The 26223-nt window shown below is 39.5% G+C and carries 23 protein-coding genes; 1 reads left to right on the top strand and 22 read right to left on the bottom strand.

Going from position 1 to position 26223, the window contains the following annotated elements:
• The 10 genes from rsgA to remA form a co-directional block, all read right to left on the bottom strand.
• Positions 1–885, bottom strand: a complete 885-nt coding sequence (gene rsgA / locus BM163_RS01465; protein ID WP_089799479.1) for a ribosome small subunit-dependent GTPase A — start codon at positions 883–885, stop codon at positions 1–3.
• Entirely contained in the window at positions 886–2916 is a 2031-nt protein-coding gene (gene pknB, locus BM163_RS01460) for a Stk1 family PASTA domain-containing Ser/Thr kinase (protein WP_089799477.1), read from the bottom strand.
• Positions 2913–3662, bottom strand: coding sequence for a Stp1/IreP family PP2C-type Ser/Thr phosphatase (locus tag BM163_RS01455; protein ID WP_089799475.1), 750 nt, complete (start codon positions 3660–3662; stop codon positions 2913–2915). The genes pknB and BM163_RS01455 overlap by 4 nt, the downstream gene beginning before the upstream one ends.
• A gap of 41 nt (positions 3663–3703) precedes the next feature.
• Positions 3704–5053 (bottom strand): 16S rRNA (cytosine(967)-C(5))-methyltransferase RsmB, encoded by a 1350-nt coding sequence (gene rsmB, locus BM163_RS01450; RefSeq protein ID WP_089799473.1) that lies wholly within the window; start codon positions 5051–5053, stop codon positions 3704–3706.
• Positions 5046–5987, bottom strand: a complete 942-nt coding sequence (gene fmt, locus BM163_RS01445; protein ID WP_089799471.1) for a methionyl-tRNA formyltransferase — start codon at positions 5985–5987, stop codon at positions 5046–5048. The genes rsmB and fmt overlap by 8 nt, the downstream gene beginning before the upstream one ends.
• 14 nt (positions 5988–6001) lie before the next feature.
• Positions 6002–8407, bottom strand: coding sequence for a primosomal protein N' (gene priA / locus BM163_RS01440; RefSeq protein WP_089799469.1), 2406 nt, complete (start codon positions 8405–8407; stop codon positions 6002–6004).
• Entirely contained in the window at positions 8404–9606 is a 1203-nt protein-coding gene (gene coaBC / locus BM163_RS01435) for a bifunctional phosphopantothenoylcysteine decarboxylase/phosphopantothenate--cysteine ligase CoaBC (protein ID WP_089799467.1), read from the bottom strand. Before coaBC ends, priA begins: the two co-directional genes overlap by 4 nt.
• Before the next feature lie 77 nt (positions 9607–9683).
• Positions 9684–9899, bottom strand: coding sequence for a DNA-directed RNA polymerase subunit omega (gene rpoZ / locus BM163_RS01430; RefSeq protein WP_089799465.1), 216 nt, complete (start codon positions 9897–9899; stop codon positions 9684–9686).
• A complete protein-coding gene (gene gmk / locus BM163_RS01425) occupies positions 9896–10519 on the bottom strand; it encodes a guanylate kinase (RefSeq protein WP_089799462.1) in 624 nt (207 codons plus the stop codon). The genes rpoZ and gmk overlap by 4 nt, the downstream gene beginning before the upstream one ends.
• Positions 10520–10554: 35 nt before the next feature.
• Positions 10555–10815 carry an extracellular matrix/biofilm regulator RemA gene (remA, locus tag BM163_RS01420; RefSeq protein WP_062319847.1) on the bottom strand — a complete coding sequence of 87 codons (261 nt, stop codon included), beginning with the start codon at positions 10813–10815 and terminating at the stop codon, positions 10555–10557.
• A gap of 358 nt (positions 10816–11173) precedes the next feature.
• Here remA and BM163_RS01410 point away from each other — a divergent pair, with 358 nt between their 5' ends.
• Positions 11174–12880, top strand: coding sequence for an Rqc2 family fibronectin-binding protein (locus tag BM163_RS01410; RefSeq protein WP_089799458.1), 1707 nt, complete (start codon positions 11174–11176; stop codon positions 12878–12880).
• Positions 12881–12948: 68 nt separating this feature from the next.
• Here the strand turns inward: BM163_RS01410 and pyrE are convergent, their stop codons facing one another.
• The 12 genes from pyrE to lspA all read right to left on the bottom strand — a co-directional run bounded on the left by pyrE (position 12949) and on the right by lspA (position 26121).
• Positions 12949–13566 carry an orotate phosphoribosyltransferase gene (gene pyrE, locus BM163_RS01405; protein ID WP_089799456.1) on the bottom strand — a complete coding sequence of 206 codons (618 nt, stop codon included), beginning with the start codon at positions 13564–13566 and terminating at the stop codon, positions 12949–12951.
• Positions 13556–14263: an orotidine-5'-phosphate decarboxylase gene (gene pyrF, locus BM163_RS01400; RefSeq protein WP_089799454.1), complete on the bottom strand. Its 708-nt coding sequence runs from the start codon at positions 14261–14263 to the stop codon at positions 13556–13558. Before pyrF ends, pyrE begins: the two co-directional genes overlap by 11 nt.
• Positions 14256–15164 carry a dihydroorotate dehydrogenase gene (locus BM163_RS01395; protein WP_280527135.1) on the bottom strand — a complete coding sequence of 303 codons (909 nt, stop codon included), beginning with the start codon at positions 15162–15164 and terminating at the stop codon, positions 14256–14258. Before BM163_RS01395 ends, pyrF begins: the two co-directional genes overlap by 8 nt.
• A gap of 2 nt (positions 15165–15166) precedes the next feature.
• Positions 15167–15934 (bottom strand): dihydroorotate dehydrogenase electron transfer subunit, encoded by a 768-nt coding sequence (locus BM163_RS01390; protein WP_089799451.1) that lies wholly within the window; start codon positions 15932–15934, stop codon positions 15167–15169.
• Positions 15934–19134 carry a carbamoyl-phosphate synthase large subunit gene (gene carB / locus BM163_RS01385; protein WP_089799449.1) on the bottom strand — a complete coding sequence of 1067 codons (3201 nt, stop codon included), beginning with the start codon at positions 19132–19134 and terminating at the stop codon, positions 15934–15936. The genes BM163_RS01390 and carB overlap by 1 nt, the downstream gene beginning before the upstream one ends.
• The gene (locus tag BM163_RS01380) at positions 19134–20216 is read right to left on the bottom strand and encodes a carbamoyl phosphate synthase small subunit (protein ID WP_089799447.1); all 1083 of its coding nucleotides are present in this window, start codon (positions 20214–20216) and stop codon (positions 19134–19136) included. The genes carB and BM163_RS01380 overlap by 1 nt, the downstream gene beginning before the upstream one ends.
• Positions 20213–21490, bottom strand: coding sequence for a dihydroorotase (pyrC, locus tag BM163_RS01375; protein ID WP_089799445.1), 1278 nt, complete (start codon positions 21488–21490; stop codon positions 20213–20215). The genes BM163_RS01380 and pyrC overlap by 4 nt, the downstream gene beginning before the upstream one ends.
• The gene (locus BM163_RS01370; RefSeq protein ID WP_089799443.1) at positions 21456–22400 is read right to left on the bottom strand and encodes an aspartate carbamoyltransferase catalytic subunit; all 945 of its coding nucleotides are present in this window, start codon (positions 22398–22400) and stop codon (positions 21456–21458) included. Before BM163_RS01370 ends, pyrC begins: the two co-directional genes overlap by 35 nt.
• A gap of 71 nt (positions 22401–22471) precedes the next feature.
• Positions 22472–23839 (bottom strand): solute carrier family 23 protein, encoded by a 1368-nt coding sequence (locus BM163_RS01365; protein WP_089799441.1) that lies wholly within the window; start codon positions 23837–23839, stop codon positions 22472–22474.
• A 175-nt stretch (positions 23840–24014) separates the two neighbouring features.
• The gene (gene pyrR, locus BM163_RS01360) at positions 24015–24557 is read right to left on the bottom strand and encodes a bifunctional pyr operon transcriptional regulator/uracil phosphoribosyltransferase PyrR (protein ID WP_089799439.1); all 543 of its coding nucleotides are present in this window, start codon (positions 24555–24557) and stop codon (positions 24015–24017) included.
• Positions 24558–24751: 194 nt separating this feature from the next.
• The gene (locus BM163_RS01355; protein ID WP_089799437.1) at positions 24752–25663 is read right to left on the bottom strand and encodes an RluA family pseudouridine synthase; all 912 of its coding nucleotides are present in this window, start codon (positions 25661–25663) and stop codon (positions 24752–24754) included.
• Positions 25660–26121 carry a signal peptidase II gene (gene lspA / locus BM163_RS01350; RefSeq protein ID WP_089799435.1) on the bottom strand — a complete coding sequence of 154 codons (462 nt, stop codon included), beginning with the start codon at positions 26119–26121 and terminating at the stop codon, positions 25660–25662. The genes BM163_RS01355 and lspA overlap by 4 nt, the downstream gene beginning before the upstream one ends.
• Positions 26122–26223 lie beyond the last annotated feature (102 nt).

The raw sequence follows: 26223 nt of genomic DNA, 5'->3' as shown, positions 1-26223 counted from the left end.
CTAATACCTCGGCTTTCGTTGTTTTATTTCTTCATAGAATTGTTGGTAGTGGTCATATCTGAACTTAGCAATTTCGCCTGCATCAACAGCTTCTTTGATACGACATTTTGGTTCATTCATATGCATACATCCACGGAACTTGCACGCCTCACTATACATCTCAAAATCTACAAATAGCTTAGGCAACTCTTCGAGATCAATATCCGTGAATTCTAAAGAACTAAATCCAGGAGTGTCTGCAACATGCCCACCTAGTATGGGGACTAACTCAACATGACGCGTCGTATGTTTCCCGCGACCAAGACTATTTGATATCTCTGCTGTTTTAATTTGCAATTCTGGATTAAGCTGATTTAAAAAACTTGATTTACCCACACCCGATTGACCAGCAATCACAGTAGTCTTTCCAACAAGAAGCGGCGCTAATGACTCCGAATGATAATTTAATGCCGTTGAGAATTCTTTGACGACATAACCCATTGCCTCATATATTTTACGGTACTCAGCAATTTGATTTTTTTCGTCTTGTTCGAGTAAATCCATCTTTGTAAATAGGATGACGGGTTCAATAAGATGCTTTTCTACAAGCACCAAAAAGCGATCAAGCAGTACGGTACTAAAATCCGGTTCCTTAACTGAGACAGCAATTAACGCTTGGTCTACATTACTAACGGGCGGTCTAATTAAAGCATTTTTTCGAGACAACAGCCTCGTCACCGTCCCATCTGTTTTATTCGCTGCTTCAAACTCAACATAATCCCCAACGAGTGGGGTTTGTTTATTTTTACGAAAGACGCCTCGGGCACGACATTGATACACTTCTCCTTCGTTATCTTGTACATAATAGAAGCCGCTTAACGCTTTCATTATTTTTCCTTCTGCCATTTATTCACCACTTTCTACATCTTGATAGCGCACTGTTTGTTGGATGACAACTTGGTCATCTCGTTCAATTCTATATACGGCTTGTGAACCAGGTTCAATTTCTAACGGAATCCTAAATGTTGTATCCGCCGTAATCATTTGAACTTGATAAGCATCTGTTAATTTACGCCCTCTATCTTCTATATAAATTCGAATTTCTTGAGGGATACCTTCCGGTGGATTATCCTCTGTCTCTTCATCACTTCTTGGCAAATCATCTAGCGTGTATTCGACCATCACTTCTTCTTCTCGATTGATGATTGGTTTTTCCTTTTCTCCAAGCGAGATCGTTAAATTAACAACCGATCCTTCCTCTACTTCTGTACCACCATTTGGTGATTGAGAAACAACATCACCTTTTCCAATGGTTTCATGGTGCGTCTCATTTACATTAGCTACTAACTTCTTATCAGTTAAATACTCTCTTGCTTCTAGCTCATTCAAACCTGTTAAATCATCCAGGGTCACCATCCGCTTACCAACACTCACCTCAAAAACGACAATGGTTTCTTTCGGTCTTACTGCTTCACCTGCAGCTGGTTCTACCTGGTTCAATATTGTACCTACGGGCTCGTCAGAATAGACATCGATGCGTTGCACATTTTGATAGTCTTTACTCAACAATAATCGCTCTACTTGTGTGTAGGATTGCCCCGTGTAATCACTAAACACAACCGGCTCTTCTCCTAAGGAAACGACCAACTCAACAATGGAATCTTCCTTGACAAAGCGTCCTGCAGAAGGTTCATGACTCATCACAATATTTTCTGCTATGGATGCATCGAATACTTCATCAATTTCATAAGAAAGGTTATTATTTTCAAGCCAACGGATAGCTTCTTCGATATCTCGGTTCGTTAAATCGATTAACTCTACATCATCTGGCTGTAAGATAATCGGTAAGACAAATAAACTAAATAAAATACTAATAAGTAACACAGCGACAGCAATGCTACCACCGACTATCCATCGCTTTCTTTTTTTAGACGCTACTTTTTTAGGATCATTACTGACCACTTTATCTTTTACTTCAGGAGTTGGGGAGGTCTTTTGATGAACAACCGTATCTTCCTCCACTTTCCCATGAAAGACGCCGTCTTTCATGATTGGCATCTGAATGGTCTCATCCCCAGGCTCAACTGGGATAATAAACGGGGCCTCATGGAGACGATCCTCATCAAGTACCGTTCGCAAATCTTCAATAAACTCATCCATCGATTGGTACCGATTCAGTGGATCTTTTGCGGTTGATTTTAACACCACATTTTCTACACTTTGCGGCACGTCTTCAGCCCACTTCTTTACCGGTGGTACAACCTGTTGCAAGTGTTTTAAAGCGACAGATACTGCCGATTGACCTGAGAACGGTAAGCGACCCGTCAGTAATTCAAATAATACGATCCCTAATGAATAAATATCCGACTTTGTATTAGCTAAACCTCCCCTTGCTTGTTCAGGTGACAAATAGTGAACACTGCCTAGTACAGCATTTGTCTGAGTCATGGAGGTAGAACTTAAAGCTAAGGCAATTCCAAAATCAGTGACTTTTACTTGTTTATCTTGCGTAATTAATATATTTTGCGGTTTAATGTCCCGGTGGATGATATGGTGATCATGCGCATGTTGAATAGCTTCTGCTATTTGCTCAACAATGACCACTGCTTCACTCGGGTCTATAGGTGAATAGAGCTGAATATATTTTTTTAAGGTCATCCCGTCTACATATTCCATCACCATATAATAGATATCATTCTCATCGTCCACATCATATATTGTGACAATGTTGGGGTGAGAAAGACTCGTCGCATTCTGAGCTTCACGATGAAAGCGCCGAATAAAATCATCGTCTGTTGCATATTCAAACTTTAATACTTTTATAGCAACTTCTCGTTTTAAAATCGTATCAAAACCTAAATAAACATTCGCCATTCCACCGCCACCGATGAGTGATTCTACTTTATAACGCTCACCAAGTACTTTTCCTTCTATCATGATGCCTCACCTCCAGCATCGTAAGATAAAAGAACAAGCGAAATATTGTCCTCTCCTCCGCGTTCATTCGCTTCATTGATTAACTGTTCGGCTGCAACATGTAAATCAGCATGTTGATTAAGAATAGATTGTATCCTCTCATCAGTTAGTTTATTCGTTAATCCGTCTGTACAAAGTAACAAGCGATCATTGTTGTCGCAAGTGACCATTGTCACCTCAACATCAACAGGCATATCAGTGCCTACCGCGCGAGTCAGAACATTCTTTTTCGGATGAACAGCCGCTTCATCTGGTGTAATTTCTCCTGCATGAACCAGTGCGTTAACAAGCGAGTGATCACTCGTCAATTGGCGCAGCTGGTGCTGTGATAGCTTATAACAACGACTATCACCTACATGAGCAATTACCGCCGTTTCTTCTACTACAACAACTAATACCACGGTTGTGCCCATACCACGAAACGCTTTATTTTCTGTTGCTTTATCGTATATTTCCTTATTCACTGATTGAATAGCTTGAATAAGGTACTGTTCTGCTTCATTAATTCGTGTTAAACTTGATTGCTTTGGCCACTCCCGCATAAAATAATCAATGACCATTTTGCTGGCAACATCGCCCGCATTATGTCCGCCCATTCCATCAGCAATAACATAAAGTGTTTGTCCATCTTCACGTAAAATCACGCCACCAGCATCTTCATTATAAGGCCTCACTTGACCTTGATCACTTAAAAATACATGCTTCATTCTGTCACCTCACTGACATATTGCCTCTAAATTTGTTCGTTTTAATGTTGTTTATATTGTAAACGCGTTAAAAAGAAACCATCTGTGTTAAAATCATCAGGGAATATTTGTATCCCAAAAGGCGTCACACCAATGGACGTTTTTAAGAAGTCTGGTAACTCTTCAAAAAATGTTGGATCTACTTCAATACGCGTTTGCCCTGATAAGAACTCGGCAATTAAAGCTTCATTCTCTGTTGGGTCAATCGTACACGTACTATAAATAAGTTTGCCATTTGTTTTTAATAAAGGCATGACCGTCTTCAGAATATCAAATTGAATCATTGATAGCTGAAAGACGTCCTCACTCGTTTTTGAATACTTAATGTCAGGTTTGGTACGAATCACACCAAAACCAGAACAAGGAGCGTCAACTAAAATGCGGTCAAATGTTTCTTGGTCGAAGGCTTCATCTAAATGTCGTGCATCCATGCCTTGTGTTTTAATATTTATGAGGCCAAGTTGTTCTGCTTTTTCTTTAACAAGCTTTGTTTTCTTTTCATGTAAATCAAAGCTATAAACACATCCTGTATTAGATAATCTTTCAGCTATATCTGTTGCTTTTCCTCCGGGCGCACTACAACTATCTAATATTATTTGGCCTTCTTCTATCGCCATCATTTCTCCTACAAGCATCGATGTCTGATCTTGAATCGTTATGACCCCCTCTTTAAAGAAAGGGTGTTTGAGAATATTGCCTTTTTCAATGACTAAGCCATGTGATGAAAATGTAGACATTCTAACATCAAATCCATCTGTTTGAAGCTGCTTCATGACTTCCGTTCTTGTCATTTTTAGTGGATTGACACGGACGCTTTTATCTGATTTAACCAATTGACTGACAGCGATTTTTTCAGCCTTCTCAAAACCATAACTGTCTACCCAGCGTTCAATAAGCCACTCTGGTGTACTCGTCTTTATGCTTAATTGTTTAAGTGGTTCGTTAATTTCAGTATAATCCGTGAAACCTTGTCTTACTGCTTGACGTAACACACCATTGACAAGTTTAACTATGCCTTGATGTCCTCTCTTTTTAGCAATTTCAACCGCTTCATTTACTACTGCATGATCTGGTACTTTATCTAAGTACTTCAATTGATAAAAGGCTAAATAGAGTAACCACTTTACCCAACTTTGCAGTTTCTCCGGTTTTTTCACTAATTGATAAAGATCGTATTCCAACGTTAATTTACGGTTGAGCGTTCCATAGACTAATTCTGTAAAAAGTGCTTGGTCACGTATATCCAATGTCGTATTTTTTAATGTCTGGTCAATCAATAAATGGCTAAACGCACCATTATCGCCAATTTTTACGAGGACATCTAACGCATATGCTCTCACTGATTTACTCATTTACTTCACCTAATACCTTCCCAATGTTAAATGGATGTTGGCCATTTAAACTATCCTTGATCAACACGCGTTTTTTCCCAGCTAATTGAACATCGACTAACTTTATTGCTTGATCTTTCGTTTGCACAATCACGCCATCTTTTTCAACCGCAATAATTGTCCCAGGCTGCTCGTTCGTCTGTCGCGGATCTTTTTCAACACGCCACAGCTTCATATTCTTCCCATCGATCAATGTACTCGCAACCGGAAACGGATGCATGCCACGGACGTGATTATAGATTACCTGGTTAGATTGATGCCAATCGATTTGTTCTTGATCACGCGTAATATTGCGCGCATATGTGGCAAGTTCATCGTCTTGCTTTACAGGGGTTAGCGTTTGATTAAATAGTTGTGGTAGGGTGTCATGTAATAAATCCCGTCCTAGTAGACTAAGTTTTTCAAACATCGAACCCACATCATCACGTTCTTCAATCGGCAGTGCACGTTGCGTTAAAATATCCCCAGCATCCAATGCTTCAACCATGTACATAATCGTCACACCGGTTTCTTTTTTTCCATCGATAATCGCCTGGTGAATAGGCGCACCACCTCGGTAATCAGGTAGAAGTGAGGCGTGTACATTAATACAACCAAATGGCGGCGCCTCTAACAAGGGTGTCGGTAAGATTTGACCAAAAGCAGCCGTGACAATTAAATCAGGTTTTGTTTTTAACACCGTATCATAGTCATTTCTTATTTTTTCAGGCTGAAACACAGAAAGCCCAAGTTCTTGCGCTTTTAATTTTACAGGTGGTGGCGTTAACAGTTTTTTTCTGCCTTTTGGTCGATCAGGCTGTGTGACAACAAGTACGACTTCATACTGATCTTTGATGAGTTGTTCTAAAATAGGTACACTAAATTCGGGCGTACCCATAAATACTATACGTTTCATATTTTACCTACTTTCTACATAAGTTGTTGCGGATTTAAATCGATATGAATCATTAATTTCTCTTTTTGGTAATCTTTTTGATAATGATCCAATATTTTTTTTAAGACGTGATGTAAATCAGGTTCATTTTTATATTTTACCATGCATTGAAAGCGATAACGACCTTTAATTCTTTCAATAGGGGAAGGGCTTGGTCCTAAGATAATGGCTTCCTCCGATAAATGTTTTACTAATAGCTTTTGAATGACGCGGGTAACTTCTTCTGCTCTTAGACGCTGTTCATGAGTAACTGTAATGAGTGTCAAGAAATAGTACGGCGGGTATTGATAAGCCTTACGCAAGGCCATCTCTTGTTTAAAAAAACCATGATAATCGTAAGCTTTCGCAAACAACACACTATAATGCTCAGGTGTATAGGTTTGTACAATAACTTCACCCGTTAACTCATGACGACCAGCACGTCCCGACACTTGAGTAAGCAGTTGAAATGTTTTTTCAGCCGCACGAAAGTCTGGCAAATTTAATAAGCCATCCGCAGTTAGGACACCAACTAACGTCACATCTGGAAAATCTAACCCCTTTGCAATCATTTGGGTTCCTAGTAATATATCTGCCTGTTTTTGACCGAATTGTTTCAACAGTCGTTCATGTGCCCCTTTCTTTCGAGTTGTATCAACATCCATTCGAATCACGCGTGCCTCGGGAAATGTTTCATTTAAAGCCTCTTCTACTTTTTCTGTGCCCGTACCAAAGAAGCGGATTGTGTCTGATTGACAGTGCGGACAGACGTTTGGCATTGGCTCACTATAATTGCAATAATGGCACTTTAAGCGATGTTCGCGTTGATGATAGGTTAAAGAAATATCGCATGAGGGGCACTCGACCACGTGACCACAATCACGACACATGACAAACGTTGAATAACCGCGACGGTTAAGAAAAAGAACCACTTGTTCATTGTTTTGTAAACGCTTTTCAATGGCTAATTTCAACCGCCGTGAAAACATCGTTCGATTCCCCTGGTGAAGCTCTTCACGCATATCTTCAATCGTGACATGCGGCATGGCAGTGTGATTAATACGTTCAGGCATATCAATCAGTTGATATACCCCTTTTTTCGCGCGGGCAAAAGTTTCTAATGTTGGCGTCGCAGTGCCAAGGACAACGGGACATTGATGATATTCCGCTCGTTTTATTGCGACATCTCTCACGTGATATCTGGGGTGGTCTTCTTGTTTATATGTTGATTCATGTTCTTCGTCAATAATCATAATGCCTAGATTTTCAAATGGTGCAAAAATGGCTGACCTTGCACCTACAGCTACTTTAACCGTTTTCTTCTGAATTTTTCGCCATTCATCAAATCTCTCACCAATAGATAACGCACTATGTAACACAGCAACCTCATCGCCGAAACGGCGCTTAAATCGCTCAACCATCATCGGTGTCAAGCTGATTTCAGGTACAAGGACAATCGCTTCTCTTCCCTGTTTTATTGCCCAATCAATCGCTTGCAAATATACTTCCGTTTTACCACTACCTGTTACTCCATGTAAAAGATACGTGTCTGGCCGCTTTTTTTTCATGCTGTCCACTATTTTGTCGAGGGCCTCTGATTGTTGGGATTGCAGGGGGAGTGGGCGGGTTTTAGTCATATCTCCGGCGTAAGGGTTTCGATCCACTTGCTGCTGGTAAAGCGTAATTAAGCCTGCCTCAACAAATTTTTTTATCGTCTGTCTCGTCGTTTTATTTCTTTCTAGAACGGTTTTAAGTGGTTGATCTTGGTCCATTGTTGAAAAGTACTCCGTAAGCTGATACTGTTTTTTAGCTTGTTTAGATAAATGAGCTAAATAGCGATCGAATGCCTCTAATTCCCCTACAACCTTGACCATCGTCACCGTCTTATTACTTTCTTTTGTTGTCACATGATACTCCCATGTGACGGTTTCTCTTTTTATTTCTTCATTAATTATTTTTAAAGGTATAAGTGTTTCAAGCTCATCAAAATCAATGTTATCACGACCATCAAATAGTGCATTTAATGTCGGATTACTTGGTGTATCCACCCGATGCAACGACTTTTTATACGATGCTTTTAATGCCTGTGGCAACATTGCTTGAAAGCTAGAAATAAAGAAACTCATCGTCTCTTGAGCTAGCCATTTTCCTAATGAGATTAACTCTTCCGTCAGAACCGGCTGTACATCTAAACAGGATTGAATGGGCTTTAGCCCTTTTACCTTTGACTCTTTTGCTGTGCTAAGCACATAACCCATAATAGTGCGGTTACCAAATGGGACAGTGACCCGCATCCCCACGTGGATGGCACCTTGTAGTGATTCTGGAATCAGGTAATCATAAAAACGATCGGTATTAACTGATGGCACATCGACAACGACATGCGCTATTTTATCTGTCATGATCGATCAACTTCCTTAGCAATCATGCTTAATAAATCTTGTGCAATTTCTGTTTTAGATTTCAATGGGATGTTTATTTCTTTGCCAGTTTTCGTTAAAATATGGACCGCGTTCGTATCGGCATTAAATCCTTGATTCGGCTGAGAAATATCATTAATCACAACCATGTCTAACTGTTTATTTTCTAGTTTTTTCTTACCATAAGCTAGCACATCATTTGTTTCTGCTGCAAAACCGACAAGGTATTGGTGCGTTTTTTGTTCGCCAAGCGCTTGTAAAATATCTTTAGTTCTTTTAAGTTCAAGCAGTAAAGGCCCGTCCGTTTTTTTTACTTTTTGATCATAACTAACAGAAGGGGTATAATCACTGACTGCTGCCGTTTTTATGACAATGTCATGGTGAACATACTGATTCATGACGGCCCTATACATATCCTCTGAGCTAATTACATCAATGCGATGAACGCCTACAGGTGTTTCAAGCGTGACAGGTCCACTAATTAATGTTACTTCTGCACCTAATTCATTGGCCGCTGCCGCTAACTCAAACCCCATCTTTCCAGAAGAGTGATTCGTTAATACGCGTACAGGGTCTATTTTTTCTTCAGTTGGACCTGCAGTGATCAACACTTTTTTACCTTTTAGTATAGCCGCTCGGTTTGACGCCTCTACTAAGACATCAGCAATGGTTTCTGGTTCGCTTAAACGACCTTTTCCAACATATCCACACGCAAGATAGCCTTCACCAGGTTCAATAAAAATCACACCTCTTGCGCGTAGAGTGTCCATATTATTTATAACCGCTGGATGTTCGTACATATGTACATTCATTGCAGGCGCAAAGTAAATGGGACAGGTCACGGCTAAAAGCGTTGTTGATAACATATCATCAGCAATACCGTTAGCATATTTACCGATCAGGTTGGCGGTGGCTGGCGCGACAACCACATAATCTGCCCAATCAGCAAGTGCGATATGTTGAATTTCAGCGGGATCTAATTCATCAAACGTATCGAGATACACAGGCTGCCTAGAAATTGCTTGAAAGGATAGTGGTGTTACAAATTCCTGTGCACCATTTGTTAAAATAACTTTTACAATAGCTCCCAATTGAGTGAATTTACTTGTCAAACTGATTGCCTTATAAGCAGCGATACCACCAGTTACACCGAGTAAGATTTTTTTACCTTTTAAAGACATCTGTTGTCACCCTTTCTATATGCATGAAAACCCCCAAGCCACCAAAATTGGCGCACAAGGGGGTTCATATATTTTGATTAACGACGTTCTTTGTATTCAGTTGAAATATATGTCAACTTATCTGCGTAGATTTCTTCTAGCGCAATGCCAACATTTGTTGCTGAGGTTGGTTCTTCAATTTGTACGATATTCTCTTCTCGAATTTGTCGCGCTCGACGTGATGAGAGTGTCACCAGTGTATATTTTGAATTTATTTTCGTTAATAATTGGTCAATTGATGGATCTAACATCATGATTGACTCACCTCCAAGATTTTCTTGTATTCCGTTGCTACACGTTCACGTTTACAATGTTCACTCTTGACGATCGCTTGAACATTTTCTACCGCATGGTCAACTTGATCATTGACGACGACGTAATCATACGCATCCATCATATCAATTTCTTCCTTTGCCGCATTTAATCGGTTCATGACGAGCGTTTCTGTCTCTGTCCCTCGACTAATAATCCGATTTTTAAGTTCTTCTAAGCTAGGCGGTGATAAGAAAATAAAGACACCTTCTGGGAAGTTTTCTTTTACTTGTAGCGCCCCTTGAACTTCGATTTCTAAAAATACGTCGTTACCTTCATCAAGTTGTTTTTCAACATACTCTCGAGGTGTACCGTAATAGTTTCCAACATATTCTGCGTGCTCAAGTAGTTGATTGTTTTTTATCATCTCTTCAAATGCTTCTTTTGATCGATAAAAATAATCAACACCCTCTTTTTCACCTGGTCGCATTGGACGCGTCGTCATTGACGTCGAATACTTTAATGAGGTATCCTTTTTAAATAATGCTTTTCTAACAGTTCCTTTGCCAACACCAGATGGTCCTGATAAGACAAATAAAATGCCTTTTTGTTTAAATAACACCGTTAATCCCCCAATCAAGCTCACTCTCGTTTGCTTTAATCTAATAATTCTTCTTCATGTGTTACGACACGATTTCCAACCGTTTCTGGCTGGACAGCAGATAAAACAACATGATCACTATCTGTAATAATGACTGCACGTGTGCGTCTGCCATACGTTGCATCAATAAGTTTATTATTCTCTCTTGCGACAGATATAATACGTTTGATTGGCGCAGACTCTGGTGAAACAATGGTAATAATTCGATTAGCCGACACAACATTACCAAAACCGATATTAATTAATCGTAAACTCAAACTTTGCTCCCCCTTAAACTATAGCCGCTCATTTTATGAATGAGATAATAATCCTTATAATTATAGTATAAAATGCGCCATTTTGGAATGGTTCTATAGAAAAATCATCATAAAGATGCTAAATATGTTTTTCTTTAGGACAGTCATTACTCCTAGTATACACAAAGGTGAAAGAGTTTGTAAATGTTTCTCGAGAAACACCTGCTTAAGTGTTAACAAATACTGACTGAACTTACTAGGCTGCTTCATTCTTTTTTGGGGATAGTCGAGATCCCTCGTAACTTCAGTCATCGGTTGTTGACGGCTTAGTATCATCGTGAGACATTCCATGCTATAATAATGTCACGAGGTGATAACTATGACATACGATGGCATGGTCACACGACGCGTAAGCATAGAGCTTAACGCGTTACTTACAAGTGGCCGCATACTAAAAATATACCAACCAACAAAAACTGAATTAATCCTTAACATACGCGCCCATGGAAAAAACCATAGTTTACTTCTTTCCATGCACCCAGTTTACGCAAGGGTACATATTACAACTGAAAAGTTCACTAACCCTAAAGAACCGCCTATGTTTTGCATGCTTCTACGTAAACATATGGAAGGCAGCTTTATACATCAAGTCACACAATATGAAAACGAACGGATTATTGAATTAATTATCCGTGGTAAAAATGAGATTGGTGATGATATAAGAAAAAAACTGATCATTGAAATTATGGGTAAACATTCAAATATTATTTTGGTTGATGAAGATAAAGGGCATATTTTGGATGCCATGAAACACTTATCGCCCTATCAAAATCGCTTCCGAACAATATTACCTGGACAACCCTATATCTATCCCCCAACACAAAATAAAAGCAATCCTTTCGATTTATCAACGGATGACATTTTAGCGCATGTTCAGGCTTCTGATGCACCTCATGTTTTCATGGCTACTTTTATGGGTGTTTCGCCATTAATTGAACAGGAATTATCAGCCACATGTAGTGAAAATGTAACAGCTAAAGTTCAAGCTTTTAAACGTATACTAACAGATGTGGCTACCGGCCAAGTCAACCCGACGATCGATCAAGATGCCCAAGGGTTTTACTTATTCCCGCTTCATAATTTTAGTGATGACGTCACACATTACGCTTCAATCAACGCCTGTCTTGATGCATTTTATCGCGAGAAAGCTGAGCGTGATTTAGTTAAACAACGCGCAGGTGACTTGATTCGAGTACTGCAAAGTGAACGAAATAAAATCATTAGGAAAATTAAAAAGCAAGAACAAACATTAAATAAAGCCGCTCATGCCGCCAACTATCAGAAAAAAGGCGAATTACTAACCGCACATATGCATTTGATAAAACAAGGCGATACGTGCGTCGACGTCATTGATTACTATCAAGAAGACACGCCGTCATTAACAATAGAACTTAATCCTAATAAATCACCAAGCGAAAATGCGCAAAGCTACTTTAAAACGTATCAGAAACTTAAAACATCTAAAAAAATCTTAGAGATTGAAATAGAAAAAGCCCATGAGATGGTTCGCTATCTTGATCAATTAATTGAACAAATTGAAAAAGCACGCTTAGAAGATTTAGCTGATATTCGCGAAGAACTTGAAGAAGAAGGCCTTATCAAGAGAAAGCCATCTAAAAACCAAAAGAAAGCAAAAGCGAATAAACCAACACCTGATGTATTTACAGCTTCTGATGGGACGACTATACTTGTCGGTAAAAACAACAAACAAAATGAATATTTAACGATGAAACTCGCAGGCAAACAAAATATTTGGTTGCATACAAAAGATATTCCCGGCTCTCACGTTGTTATTAGAAGTGATGCTCCTAGTGATGCAACTTTAAAAGAAGCTGCTCTTTTAGCCGCTTATTATAGTAAAGCTCAAGCTTCAAGTTCTGTTCCTGTTGATTACACAGAGATCAGACACGTGCATAAGCCTAACGGCGCTAAACCAGGCTATGTAATTTATAGTCATCAGAAAACATTAACAGTAACCCCTTCGGCTAAAATCGTTGCACAATTGAAACAAAACGCCGTTGATTGATAGCCCACGCAAAAAAACGAGACATTCCCTCTAAACGAAGGATCGTCTCGTTTTTTTCTTAATGAGGATTAACCTAGTTCATTGCGCCATGCAAGTAAATCGATTTTTTCTTCAACCGTTATTTTACCTTCTGATATTAAAAAGTCGATTAATTGATCAAAAGTAGCTAACGTTTCATACGGGATGCCAATGGCGTTAAATGCTTCCTCTGACTTTTTTAGACCGTAACTAAAAATTGCCAGTACTTTAACAACCGTTGCACCCGCCGATTGAATCGCTCTAACTGATTCAATTACTGAGCCACCTGTTGATATTAAATCTTCAATGACCACAATACGGTCACCTTTTTTGATGACACCTTCAATTTGGTTCTCTTTCCCATGTTTTTTAGCTGATGCACGCACATATGACATAGGTAATTGTAATGCATCACTTAACCACGCCGCATGAGGGATACCCGCTGTCGCACAGCCACTTATCCCGTCAATTTCACCTGTTACATCGTTTAACTTATCGACAAATCCTGATGTAATAAGTTTCCTAACTGCTGGATAACTCATTGTCAATCGGTTATCACAATAAATCGGTGATTTAATGCCTGATGTCCATGTAAATGAGCGATCCGGTTTTATTTGGACCGCTTCAATATTTAATAAATGTTCAATAATCTGTTGTTCATTCGCCACGATTATAAGCCTCCAATGCCTTTAAGTATTGTTTTTTTGGATCATTACTCTGTGTGATACTTCGACCAATAACCAAGTAATCGGCGCCGTTTTGCTTTGCAAATGCCGGAGTTGCTACTCTTTGTTGGTCATCGTGCTCACTATCTACTAGTCTGATACCTGGTGTCACAGTTAAAAACGCTTCTCCCAATCTTTGTTTAAGGCGAGGAACTTCAAGCGCTGAACAGACAACACCATCAGCACCATTTACTTTCGCTAATGTGGCCAAATCAAGCACAGAATCATCAATTGAACCTGATAAACGAAGCTCTTCATTTACTGTTTTTTCTGAATGTGATGTCAAAAGTGTCACGGCAATTAAATCAGCAACGGATTTATTAGACCCTTCCACCAAACCTTCTTTAGCACGACGAATCATTTCACCGGCACCAAGCGCATGGACATTCGTTATTTGAACGTCTAGCTTCGCAATATTTTTCATTGCTTTATAGACAGTCGTTGGAATGTCGTGCAATTTCAAATCAAGGAAGACGTCTTGATTACGTGCTCTAAGTTTTTTTACGACGTCTGGTCCTTCCTTATAAAAGAGCTCCATTCCTACTTTAACGGGAATATCCGTTAAATCATGTTTGGTAAGAAAGGTATCAGCTGTGTTGAAATCTTCAAAATCTAACGCTAAATATATTGGTTTATGCATTAATGTGCCCCTTTCCGATGGCGTCCGTTACTGAATCAAAGCCATACTCTTTTAAAACAAATGGCAGGGCATCAATAATGTCCGAGCACACATGCGGATTTTCAAAGTTAGCCGTTCCAACTGCAACGGCACTTGCACCTGCAAGTAAAAACTCTAAGACATCCTCAGCATCTCTAACGCCACCCATACCGATGATTGGAATATTAACCGCTTGATACACCTGATAAATCATGCGAATGGCCACCGGCTTAATGGCCGGCCCACTAAGTCCACCAACACCATTACTCAAGAGTGGACGGCGTTTATTTAAATCAATTTTCATACCAGTTAGAGTGTTAATCATCGTTAATCCATCTGCTCCTGCCGCTTCTACTGCTTGAGCAATCTCAACAATATCTGTCACATTTGGAGATAGTTTTACGTAAACCGGGACACTTGCCGCTGCTTTCACACGTCGCGTTACCTCTGCCGCAACGTTTGGGTCTGTACCGAATTGAACGCCGCCTTCTTTAACATTTGGACAAGAAATATTAAGTTCAATAGCCGCAATGTTACTATTTCTTAAATGTGATGCGACCGCTTCATATTCTTCAATTGTACTTCCAGCTACATTTGCAATGACTGGTAAATCAAATTGTTCTAAAAAGGGTAATTCATCTGTAATAATCGCTTCAACACCCGGATTTTGCAAACCAATCGCGTTTAACATCCCAGATTTCGTCTCAGCGACACGCGGAGTATCATTACCTAACCTTTTATTTAATGTTGCTGCTTTCACCATAACCGAGCCTAATTTGCTTAAGTCATAAAACTGGCTATACTCCTTACCAAAACTAAAACAACCAGATGCTGGCATGATGGGGTTTTTTAACGCTAATCCAGGTAGCGAAACACCTAACATACTCATAATTCCACCTCATTCGCTTCAAAAACAGGGCCATCTTGACAAACTTTTTTATTTGACTCACCATCTTGTGTTTTTACTACACAAGCATAACAAGCACCAATGCCACAACCCATGCGCTCTTCTAATGAAAGAAACCCTTTCGTATCGTGCAGTTTTGTTTCAACAGCTTTTAGCATTGGCGTAGGACCACAGCTAAAGTAATAATCCCCTTTTAAACCAAAGTGATCAATCACATCTGTCACAAAACCTTCTGTTCCATAGGTACCATCGTTTGTTGCTATATATGTCGCACCAAGTGATTGAAAAGCTGCTTCATAAAAAACATCTGCCGATGATTGAAAACCTAAAATAGATGTCACTTTGATATTTTTTTCTTGCAATTTTTTCCCTAAGTAATAAAGTGGCGGAACCCCAATGCCACCACCAATTAATAACACCTCATCTGCTTCTATTGAATCGATAGAATAGCCATTACCACATGGAATGAGCAAATTAATGGCTTGGTCTGGTTTAAGTCTTGCTAACATTTCTGTACCTTCACCAAAGATTTTAAAAATAAGCGTAAGAGTTTCTTCCTTCATATCTAGATCACAAATAGAGATAGGACGACGAAGCATAAACTCCGTCCCCTCCCCTACTTTAATATGAACGAATTGACCTGGTTTGATCTCTGAAAGAATCTCTTTAGAGATACGAATGTCCATTTTTATCGTTTTTCTTGCAATTTCTTCAACCGCTACAATCAGCGCATCTACTTGTTTCATTAGCGAATAACCTCCTGATTAACAACTACCGGACACGCTTGAAAAGTCGTTTGATCAATCACATTTAAAATTGCACGGGCCGTATCTAGACTTGTTAACGAAGCTATGCCATGTTCAACAGCTGCCCGGCGAATTTTAAAGCCGTCACTTAATGGTTTATTGCCTGAGGTTAACGTGTTAACAACAAAGTGAACCGTATTCTTCTCAATAAGCGATAAAACATTTTCTTGATCCGATCCAATTTTATCCACCTTAATCGCCTTAACACCTTGATTAGTTAAGTGATTGGCCGTGCCTTCAGTCGCATATATGTCAAAACCGAGTTGTTGGAAACCTAATGCGATTTCAGTTGCTTCTGCCTTATCTTTATCCGCTACCGTAAAGAGAACAGATCCTTCGAATGGGATATCAATCCCTGAAGCAACTAATCCTTTAAATAATGCTTTAGCAAGCGTCTTGTCTCGCCCAATCGCTTCTCCTGTTGACTTCATTTCAGGTCCTAAGATTGTATCAACACTTTTTAGCTTTTGGAAACTAAAGACCGGTACTTTAACCGATACGTGACTCGCTTCTTCCAACAGTCCTTCTTCATACCCTAAATCTTTAATTTTCTCGCCCATGATCGCCCGAGTGGCGATATTTGCCATCGTTACATCAGTTATTTTGCTTAAAAACGGAATCGTCCGGCTTGCTCTCGGATTTACTTCGAGTACATAAACGTGATCTTCATGCACAACAAACTGAATGTTAATAAGTCCTTTTATATCGAGGGCTTTTGCAATTCGAATGGTTGTTTCAATGATTTGATCTTTAATTCTCTTATTAAGTCGCTGCGTTGGATAAACCGCTATCGAGTCCCCAGAGTGAACACCTGCTCTTTCGATATGCTCCATAATTCCAGGAATAATCGTCGTTTCTGTATCACTGATCGCATCTACTTCAACCTCAATACCAGTTAAATATTTATCAACAAGTACAGGATGCTTGCGTTTAATATGTGTCGTTTTCTTTAAATAATGTTCCAGTTCATTATCATTATAAACGATCTCCATTTGACTTCCGCCAATCACATAGGATGGTCGCACGAGAACAGGATAGCCAATACGACTAGCGACTGCTTTTGCTTCATCCAATGCTTTAACACTTTCACCCCTAGGTTGAGGAATATTCAAACTCGTTAATAATTGTTCGAATTTATCGCGATCTTCAGCTCGGTCAATCGCTTCAAGGTCTGTTCCTAAAATAGTCACACCTCGACGTGTTAACCCCTCCGCAAGATTAATCGCTGTTTGACCACCAAACTGGACAATGACACCGACCGGTTTTTCTAATGCAACAACGTGCATCACATCTTCAAGGGTTAGAGGTTCAAAATATAATTTATCTGACACACTAAAATCTGTCGATACCGTCTCTGGATTTGAGTTCATAATGATGGCTTCATACCCCATCTCCTTTAAGGCAAGTACAGAGTGAACCGTTGCATAATCAAATTCTATTCCTTGCCCAATTCGTATTGGGCCTGAGCCAATAACAATGACCTTTTTACGATCTGACACGATCGATTCTTGTTCTTCTTCATAACTACTATAAAAATATGGCGTACTTGATTCAAATTCCGCTGCACATGTATCAACCATTTTATAGACTGGTCTAATATGATGTGTCATACGCATCTCATATATGTCATCTTCGGTTAAAGACGTAATCCGTTCTAATTGACGATCAGAGAAACCCATACGTTTTGCTTTTAAAAGCAACGCTTCTGTCAACTGCGCTTCTTTTAATTCAAGTTCTAATTGAATAATCTTGTTTAACTTTACCAAAAAGAAACGATCAATTTTGGTTAGTTCAAATATTTTTTCCAGATCATATTGGCGTCGCAACAGTTCAGCGAGTACAAAAATACGGCGATCGTCAGCTTTAACAACTTGTTCTAATAAGTCACTATCTGATAATTCTTCACATTCAGGTAGATAGAAATCATCATCATTAAAATCAAGTGAACGTATTCCCTTAAGAAAAGATTCTTCAAACGTCCGTCCGATGGCCATGACTTCACCGGTTGCCTTCATCTGGGTACCTAATGTGCGATTGCCTGAAGTGAATTTATCAAATGGAAAACGTGGAAACTTCGTTACGACATAATCAAGTGCCGGTTCAAAAGCACTGTATGTCGTTTCAGTGACAGGATTTTTAATTTCATCAAGTGTTAGACCAATAGCAATCTTAGCAGCAATTTTGGCGATTGGATAGCCTGTAGCCTTAGAAGCTAAAGCACTGGATCGACTTACCCGTGGGTTTACTTCAATAATATAATAATCAAAACTATTAGGGTCCAGCGCTAATTGCACGTTACAGCCACCCTCGATTTCTAGGGCGCGAATAATTTTTAATGACGCATTACGCAACATTTGATATTCGCGATCACTAAGCGTTTGTGATGGGGCAACAACAATCGAGTCACCTGTATGAATACCAACTGGATCAATATTCTCCATGTTACAAACAACAATCGCTTGATCATTTTTATCTCGCATCACTTCGTATTCAATCTCTTTAAAACCGGCAATATTTCGTTCGATAAGACACTGATTTACAGGCGAGTATTGTAAACCACTCCGCGTAATTTCACGTAAGTCTGCTTCGTTATAACACATACCACCACCAGAACCACCAAGGGTGTAAGCTGGTCTTACAATCAGTGGAAAGCCGATTTCTTCAGCAAAAGCTAAGGCCTCGTCGACCGTATTAACAATGGCACTTTCTGGAACCGGCTCATTTAAATCATGCATAAGTTGTCTAAATTTCTCACGATCTTCAGCTAACTGAATAGCATCCAGGCTCGTCCCAAGCATTTCGGTTGGATATTTTTCTAAAATACCACTTTCTTCTAAAGCAATAGCTAAATTTAAACCTGTTTGACCACCTAACGTCGGTAATATCGCATCAGGTCGCTCTTTTTGAATGATTTTCGATAAGTATTCTACCGTTAATGGCTCCATATATACCGTATCTGCCACTGTATGATCCGTCATAATTGTTGCTGGATTAGAGTTTGCTAAAATAACCGTATAGCCTTCTTCACGTAACGCTTGACAAGCTTGTGTTCCAGAATAATCAAACTCAGCTGCTTGGCCAATAATAATTGGCCCCGATCCGATAACAAGTATTTTCTTTATATCTGTACGTTTTGGCATTAGAGCGCCTCCTTATTCATACGTTTTGCGGTTTGAATATTAGTCATAAACTGGTCGAATAAATAAGTTGTATCTTCAGGACCCGGTGAACTTTCTGGGTGATACTGCACACAGAATGTTGGGTATTGCTTATGTCTAACGCCTTCAACCGAGTCATCATTGATGGCTATATGTGTAAGCTCTAAATCTGTTCCTTCTAGTGATTCACGACGCACAGCATATCCATGATTTTGAGATGTCATATGTGTTTTTCCTATGGTCAAGTCTTTTACTGGATGATTTGATCCACGATGGCCAAACCGCATCTTTTCTGTATCTGCACCAGATGCTAAAGATATAAGTTGATGCCCTAAACAAATACCGAAGACTGGCACATGCGGCATAATCGCTTGGATCATGTCAATTGCCTCTGGGACATCTTTGGGATCTCCAGGTCCATTAGTTAGCATGATACCTTCTGGTTTTAATTCTAAAATTTGATCAGCTGTATAATTATACGGCACGACGGTCACATGACAGTTTCTTTTTGTTAAATCTCTTAGTATGCCATGTTTCATGCCAAAATCAACGAGCACAACGCGATGACCCCTACCTGGAACGACATAAGGGTTCTTTGTCGACACTCGCTTTACTTGATCTGTCATGGTATCAACAAAGGTTGGTGCTGATATTATTTCTTTGTCCGCCTCTGTTAAAATTGCGCGCATTGTTCCGTGTTTTCTAATAATTTTAGTTAATTTACGTGTATCAATGCCACTAATCGCAGGGATCCCTTTTGTTTTAAGAAAATGATCGAGCGTTTCCTCCGTTCTGAAATTAGACGGGGCATCACACAACTCTTTGACAACTAGTCCGAAGACCGATGGATGAATCGACTCAAAATCGTCACGATTCACACCGTAATTACCGATGAGAGGATAAGTCATTGTTACTATCTGCCCACAATAAGAGGGATCAGATAATATTTCTTGATAGCCTGTCATACCTGTATTAAAGACGATTTCACCTTGCTTTTCTGATAAATCACCAAAAGCTTCACCTGTAAACGTCGTCCCGTCTTCTAAAATAAGTTGTCGTTTCATTGTGTATCCCCCTTATAAACTATATTCCCATCAACAAAGGTCATCATTACCTTACCAAAAACTTTATCACCATCAAAAGGTGTATTTTTGCCCTTTGATACAAATGTCGCTTTATCTATTACAGATGTATGTGCTATATCTAACAAAACAAGATCTGCAGGATGATCAATCGCTAGCTTCCCTTGTTTTAAACCGAAGATTTCACTCGGTTTAACAGCCAAAAAGTCTACCAATTGTGCTAGTGTCATCACGTCTGTTTTAACAAAATGCGTATAAAGTAATGAAAAAGCTGTTTCTAAACCGACAATACCAAATGGAGCTGTTTCAATCGGTTGACCTTTTTCTTCCGCATGATGTGGGGCGTGATCAGTGGCAATAAAATCAATCGTTCCATCAAGCAATCCCGCTAATAGCGCGTCTCGGTCAGCCTTTGCGCGCAGAGGTGGATTCATTTTGTAGTTCGTATCACGCGTTTTTATGTCATCTTCTGTAAGTATTAAGTGGTGGGGGGATACTTCAGCTGTCACATGAATTCCGGCGCGTTTAGCATCTCTAATCACGCGAACACTTTCCTTCGTTGAGACGTGACACACATGGTAGTGACAATTTGCTTTTTCTGCAAGGAGTACATCACGTGCAATTTGTGTCGCTTCACAAATCGATGGAATACCCTTCACACCTAAACGTTCGCTTACTTGGCCGTCATGTACACACCCACCATAAATGAGTGAGTTATCTTCACAATGGGCAACAATAGCCTTATTATTTTTTGCGGCAAGCTTCATCGCTTCAAACATATCACCTGCAGATTGCACGCCAACGCCATCATCTGTGAACTGAAAGGCACCTGCTGTTGATAGTGCATCAAAATCAACGAGGCTGTCTCCCTTTAATCCTGTTGTAATTGATGCATAAGGATAGACTTTCACGACAGCTGTCTCATTTATTTTATCTTGAACAACTTTTAAACTGGCTACATCACTTGGAACAGGGTTTGTATTTGGCATGGCACAAATGGTTGTGTAACCCCCTCGTGCTGCTGCTTTTGTTCCTGTTTCAATTGTTTCTTTATGTTCTCCACCAGGTTCGCGTAAATGAACATGAACATCGATGAAACCAGGCGCAAGTATGAGACCTGTTGCATCAATCACGATGTCATCCTTGTTTGCGGTTATATTTTTACCTAATTGTTCAATTACCTCATCAACAATTTTCACATCGATTGTTGAATGTGTGTTATTAACTGTATATGCGTTCTTGATGATGAAACCCATACTGTATCGCCCCTTTTTTAAGTTGTTGTTCTAGCAAAACCGTTTCAATTACTGCCATGCGACTATACACACCATTTTCCATCTGTTTAAATATTCTAGACTTCTCTGCTTCTACGAGGCTATCATCAATTTCCACACCGCGATTTACTGGCGCAGGGTGCATGACAATCGCTGAACTTTTTAATCGTGAGTAGCGTTCTACTGTTAGTCCGTAACGCTTTAAATAGGCCGTTTTATCCAATGCTTCTTTGTTTGTGTGACGCTCCAATTGAATTCTTAACAACATCATAACGTCACTATCTACTACTGCTTCATCAATATCGATATAGGGGTAATCAAGTGTCTCATCTTGAAAACTCTCTTTTGCTGAAAACCTAACATCTGCCCCAAGCGTTTTTAGTGCATAAGCATTTGACCGCGCTACACGCGAATGCTTAATGTCTCCAACTATTGTTACTTTTAATCCCTCAAACGATCCGAATTCTTGGTACATCGTATATATGTCGAGCAGCGATTGCGTCGGATGCTCACCCGCTCCATCGCCACCATTTATGACAGGAATATCAAGTGAGGCTGCTAGCTTTTGCACTTCATTTTCTTTCGGGTGACGAATAACGATTGCTTGAGCACCAATGGCTTCAAACGTTTTCGCTGTATCATAGACCGTTTCACCTTTTAGCGCGCTGGAAGATTCCACGTGAAAGTCAAGCACATGAATGCCTAACCTTTTCTCCGCTACTTCAAAGCTCATTTTAGTCCGTGTACTTGGTTCATAAAATAGGTTCGCGATAAATACGTTTTGATTATGAAAACTTGGACATTGTTTGCCTGTTTCAATCGCTTCAATTCTTTTCAATAAATCAAGGATTTGCGCTTTACTCATTGACTTCATCGACACAAAATCTTTCATGATTCATCACCCTTTCTTTGTGTATGTAAAAGTTTGTTTTTGAAAAGACTAGCAAAAGCTAGTCTTTTCATTTATTCATTACTATCTGTATCCGCCTCGCCAAACATTTTTCCGTTACCATATGCTGCTTCTTTTCCTGGTAAGACAAGATTTAAAATGACACCGATAATGGCCGCTAACGCCATCCCTTCTACTTTGAAACCTAAGTCTCCTACAGAAAATTGAACCATTGCTCCACCAATTCCGATAACAAGAATAACCGATGAGATAATCAAGTTGCGGTTATTGCCTAAATCGACTTGATTGTCGATGAGCATTCTAAGGCCACTCGAGGCAATGATACCAAAGAGTAAGATAGAAACCCCACCCATTACAGGTGTTGGGATTGATGTGATAACATCCGAAACAATGCCGATAAATCCAAAAGTAATGGCTAAAACTGCCGCTCCACCTACAACAAACACACTGAAGATTCTCGTAATAGCTAGAACCCCAATATTTTCACCATACGTCGTATTAGGTGGTCCACCGAGGACGGATGCAATCATTGTTGCGACACCGTCACCCAATATCGAGCGGTGTAATCCAGGCTCTTTTAAGAAGTTGCGTCCAACTACTTTTGATAGCACCATCTGATCCCCAATATGTTCAGCAATTGTCACTAGGGCAACAGGTACCATAATCGCTAGGATGTTAAAGTTCAATACATCAAGCGGTTGATAGTGTACAAATGGGATAACGAACTCAGGTGCGACAAAGATGGCACTGAAAAACTCTCCAAATGAACTGGCTGACGTTATTTGGTTAAAGCTTGCGACAATGAAATCTGTATTGACAATGCCAAGAATAAGGGCATACACATAACCGACGATGATGCCGATTAAAATTGGTATTAGCCCAAAGAACCCGCGGAAAAATAGTGAGCCAATAATCGTGACCGTTAGCGTCAAAATCGCGACCGAGAAATGCATACCACTGTAGCTGCCATTTACATTCATCGCCATATCTACTGCCGTAGGTGCAAGACCAAGTCCAATCACGATGATGACAGGGCCGACAACGACCGGCGGTAAGGCCTTCATGATCCAATCAAGACCAAATGATGCAATGAGAAGGGCGATAAGGCCGTATAAAAGACCAGCGACAAAACTTCCCATCATCGCACCTTCTACGCCACCTATCGCGCGAGCAGATAATATAGGTCCGATAAACGCAAAACTTGAACCTAAGTAAGCTGGAATGCGTCCTCTTGTAATTAATAAGTAACTCAATGTTCCTAAACCACTTGATACAAGGGCTACTGATGCTGGTAATTCTGTAAGAAACGGAACAAGAACAGTTGCTCCAAACATTGCGAATAAGTGCTGTAAACTTAGCATAAACCATTTTGATTTTTTCGGAACGTCTCTGACGTCCATGACCATATCTAATCTTTCCATAGGATATGACTTCCTCCTTTTAATCTCTCTTTTTTTATATCTTTTTATTAATTGACCATAAAAAAACCTCTTTACGACGCTTCGACGTCATAAAGAGGTAGACGTGCCCATCCTAGGGTACACGTATCCTAATTATAACCTTCGAAGCCTCTCTGGACTTACATTAAAGGTTTATTTATTTTTCATATATACTGACTAAATCATGTGTGTCTTGTTCAATTAATTGAACGTTCACAATTTCGTCTTGTGAGGTAGGAATGTTTTTGCCAATGTAATCTGCGCGAATAGGCAATTCTCGGTGACCACGATCAACGAGTACAGCTAATTGAATTTGATCAGGACGTCCTAAATCAACAAGGGCATCCATTGCTGCACGCACTGTGCGTCCGGTAAATAGAACATCATCGACTAAAATTACGCGTTTACCGTCAATATTTGTATCAATCGTTGCATCATTTACTTTAGGTACCTCTTTATTAGAGATATGCGTTAAATCATCACGGTAGAGTGTAATATCAATCTCACCGGTCGGCACTTCCACTCCTTCAATCTGGTTAATTTTTTCTTTTAACCTTTCACTAAGTGGGACACCGCGTGTTTTAATCCCTATTAACACAAGGTCTTCAACACCCTTATTACGTTCAAGGATTTCATGAGCAATACGTGTTAACGCTCGATTAATTGCGGGTTGATCAAGAATTTTTGCTTTTTCTTTCATCTTTTATGCCTCCCTTCATCTTTTTCACCTATGAAGTAGGATGATTAACCAAAAAATCCCTTTTCTCCACGCACAGAGAAAAGGGATTAGTATTATTCACTAATCATTCATACGAAGCCTTTTCAGTCTCACGGGACTGTCTTTAAAGGTGATATTTAATTCTGTCTCCATTATGCCGGAGTTAGTCTAAGATGTCAATAACTTTGGCGAAGGTTTTCTAACGTCTCTGTAAAAATCTTTGGTGGGTCCACTTCAAAGGCAAGCCATTCATTGGTTGTAGGATGATGAAAACCAATTTCTTGCGCATGTAATGCCTGACCTTCTGTCGCTAATGTTTTACGGTGACCATACTTTGGATCACCTACTAGCGGGAAACCAATATAACGCATATGAACACGTATTTGGTGAGTTCGACCAGTTTCTAAGACACATTTCACTAACGTATATTGTTGACCAATCCGCTCAAGTACTTCAAAATGCGTTATCGCATCTTTCCCACCTGTTACAACCGTCATTCTTTGTCGGTCTTTTGTATCACGTCCGATCGGCGCATCAATTGTCCCATATTCATGGGGAATATCACCGTGGACAAGTGCCACATAGGATCGTTTAACCGTTTTATCTTTTAATTGTTTTGCTAATGATTGGTGCGCATGGTCATTTTTTGCAACCATTAATAAACCGCTCGTATCACGATCAATCCGGTGAACAATGCCTGGACGCACAACATCGTGAATTCCCGATAAATCATCGATATGATACATTAAAGCATTCACTAACGTACCATTTGGATGCCCTGGTGACGGATGTACGACCATGCCTTTTGGTTTATTTACGACCACAACGTCTTTATCTTGATAAACAATGTCCAATGGAATATTTTCTGGTTGAATATCAAGAACCTCTGGTTCTTTCTCTGTTAATGTGATGAGGTCATCTACTTGTACTTTATAATTTGCTTTTGTTTGTGATTCATTTACCTGAATATAGCCTTCTTTAATCCACGTCTGTATTTGTGCTCTTGAAAGATCGTCTCTTTTATCTGATAAATATTTATCTATTCTTTGACCTTTCTCTTCTTGTGTTACATGATAATTATCTGTCATACTTTTTTATCCTTTCTAACTTCCTCTAATAGTGTAATAATACCAATTAAAATGACACCTATCACTAGGCTGGAGTCTGCTACATTAAAAATGGGATAATCATAAGAAAAAATGTAAACATCTACAAAATCGACGACCTCTTGGAATCTAACACGGTCAATGAAGTTACCAATGGCACCACCTAAGACAAGCGCTAAACTCAGACCAAGTAGGCGATGACCTTTACTATATGTTTCCATATAGTAAATAATAATTCCAATCACAATAACCGTGATGATATAAAAGAACCACATCTGTCCTGCCAGTATTCCCCACGCAGCACCTGGATTGCGGTGCGATGTTAAATAAATGAGATTATCAATGATTGGAATACTCTCGCCAATTGCCATATTTTCAATAACTAAATACTTTGTCCACTGATCAAAAATTATCACGACTAACGCAATCAAATAATTCATAAAAATATCCTCCACTTTCCTTTGACTCTTTAATGATTTTACCATACTTCATCAGTAATTTCTCATATAATTAAAAAGAAACGCCCCCAAGCAGCGTTCGAT

The organism is Halolactibacillus alkaliphilus, assembly GCF_900115465.1.
Lineage (GTDB): Bacteria > Bacillota > Bacilli > Bacillales > Amphibacillaceae > Halolactibacillus > Halolactibacillus alkaliphilus.
Note: the sequence above shows the minus strand (reverse complement) of the source record. Positions and strands in the feature narration are given on the sequence as shown.

Excerpts from the sequence above, each read along its gene's own strand:
- BM163_RS01355 (WP_089799437.1), bottom strand. The coding sequence starts at position 25,663 with ATGACAGATAATTATCATGTAACACAAGAAGAGAAAGGTCAAAGAATA.
- rpoZ (WP_089799465.1), bottom strand. The coding sequence starts at position 9,899 with ATGATGTTAGATCCATCAATTGACCAATTATTAACGAAAATAAATTCA.
- rsgA (WP_089799479.1), bottom strand. The coding sequence starts at position 885 with ATGGCAGAAGGAAAAATAATGAAAGCGTTAAGCGGCTTCTATTATGTA.
- lspA (WP_089799435.1), bottom strand. The coding sequence starts at position 26,121 with ATGAATTATTTGATTGCGTTAGTCGTGATAATTTTTGATCAGTGGACA.
- carB (WP_089799449.1), bottom strand. The coding sequence starts at position 19,134 with ATGCCAAAACGTACAGATATAAAGAAAATACTTGTTATCGGATCGGGG.
- priA (WP_089799469.1), bottom strand. The coding sequence starts at position 8,407 with ATGACAGATAAAATAGCGCATGTCGTTGTCGATGTGCCATCAGTTAAT.
- pyrF (WP_089799454.1), bottom strand. The coding sequence starts at position 14,263 with ATGCATAAACCAATATATTTAGCGTTAGATTTTGAAGATTTCAACACA.
- BM163_RS01365 (WP_089799441.1), bottom strand. The coding sequence starts at position 23,839 with ATGGAAAGATTAGATATGGTCATGGACGTCAGAGACGTTCCGAAAAAA.
- BM163_RS01380 (WP_089799447.1), bottom strand. The coding sequence starts at position 20,216 with ATGAAACGACAACTTATTTTAGAAGACGGGACGACGTTTACAGGTGAA.
- BM163_RS01410 (WP_089799458.1), top strand. The coding sequence starts at position 11,174 with ATGACATACGATGGCATGGTCACACGACGCGTAAGCATAGAGCTTAAC.
- coaBC (WP_089799467.1), bottom strand. The coding sequence starts at position 9,606 with ATGTCTTTAAAAGGTAAAAAAATCTTACTCGGTGTAACTGGTGGTATC.
- BM163_RS01455 (WP_089799475.1), bottom strand. The coding sequence starts at position 3,662 with ATGAAGCATGTATTTTTAAGTGATCAAGGTCAAGTGAGGCCTTATAAT.
- BM163_RS01370 (WP_089799443.1), bottom strand. The coding sequence starts at position 22,400 with ATGAAAGATTTTGTGTCGATGAAGTCAATGAGTAAAGCGCAAATCCTT.
- rsmB (WP_089799473.1), bottom strand. The coding sequence starts at position 5,053 with ATGAGTAAATCAGTGAGAGCATATGCGTTAGATGTCCTCGTAAAAATT.
- BM163_RS01390 (WP_089799451.1), bottom strand. The coding sequence starts at position 15,934 with ATGAAACAAGTAGATGCGCTGATTGTAGCGGTTGAAGAAATTGCAAGA.
- BM163_RS01395 (WP_280527135.1), bottom strand. The coding sequence starts at position 15,164 with ATGTTAGGTGTTTCGCTACCTGGATTAGCGTTAAAAAACCCCATCATG.
- pyrR (WP_089799439.1), bottom strand. The coding sequence starts at position 24,557 with ATGAAAGAAAAAGCAAAAATTCTTGATCAACCCGCAATTAATCGAGCG.
- fmt (WP_089799471.1), bottom strand. The coding sequence starts at position 5,987 with ATGAAACGTATAGTATTTATGGGTACGCCCGAATTTAGTGTACCTATT.
- pyrC (WP_089799445.1), bottom strand. The coding sequence starts at position 21,490 with ATGGGTTTCATCATCAAGAACGCATATACAGTTAATAACACACATTCA.
- pknB (WP_089799477.1), bottom strand. The coding sequence starts at position 2,916 with ATGATAGAAGGAAAAGTACTTGGTGAGCGTTATAAAGTAGAATCACTC.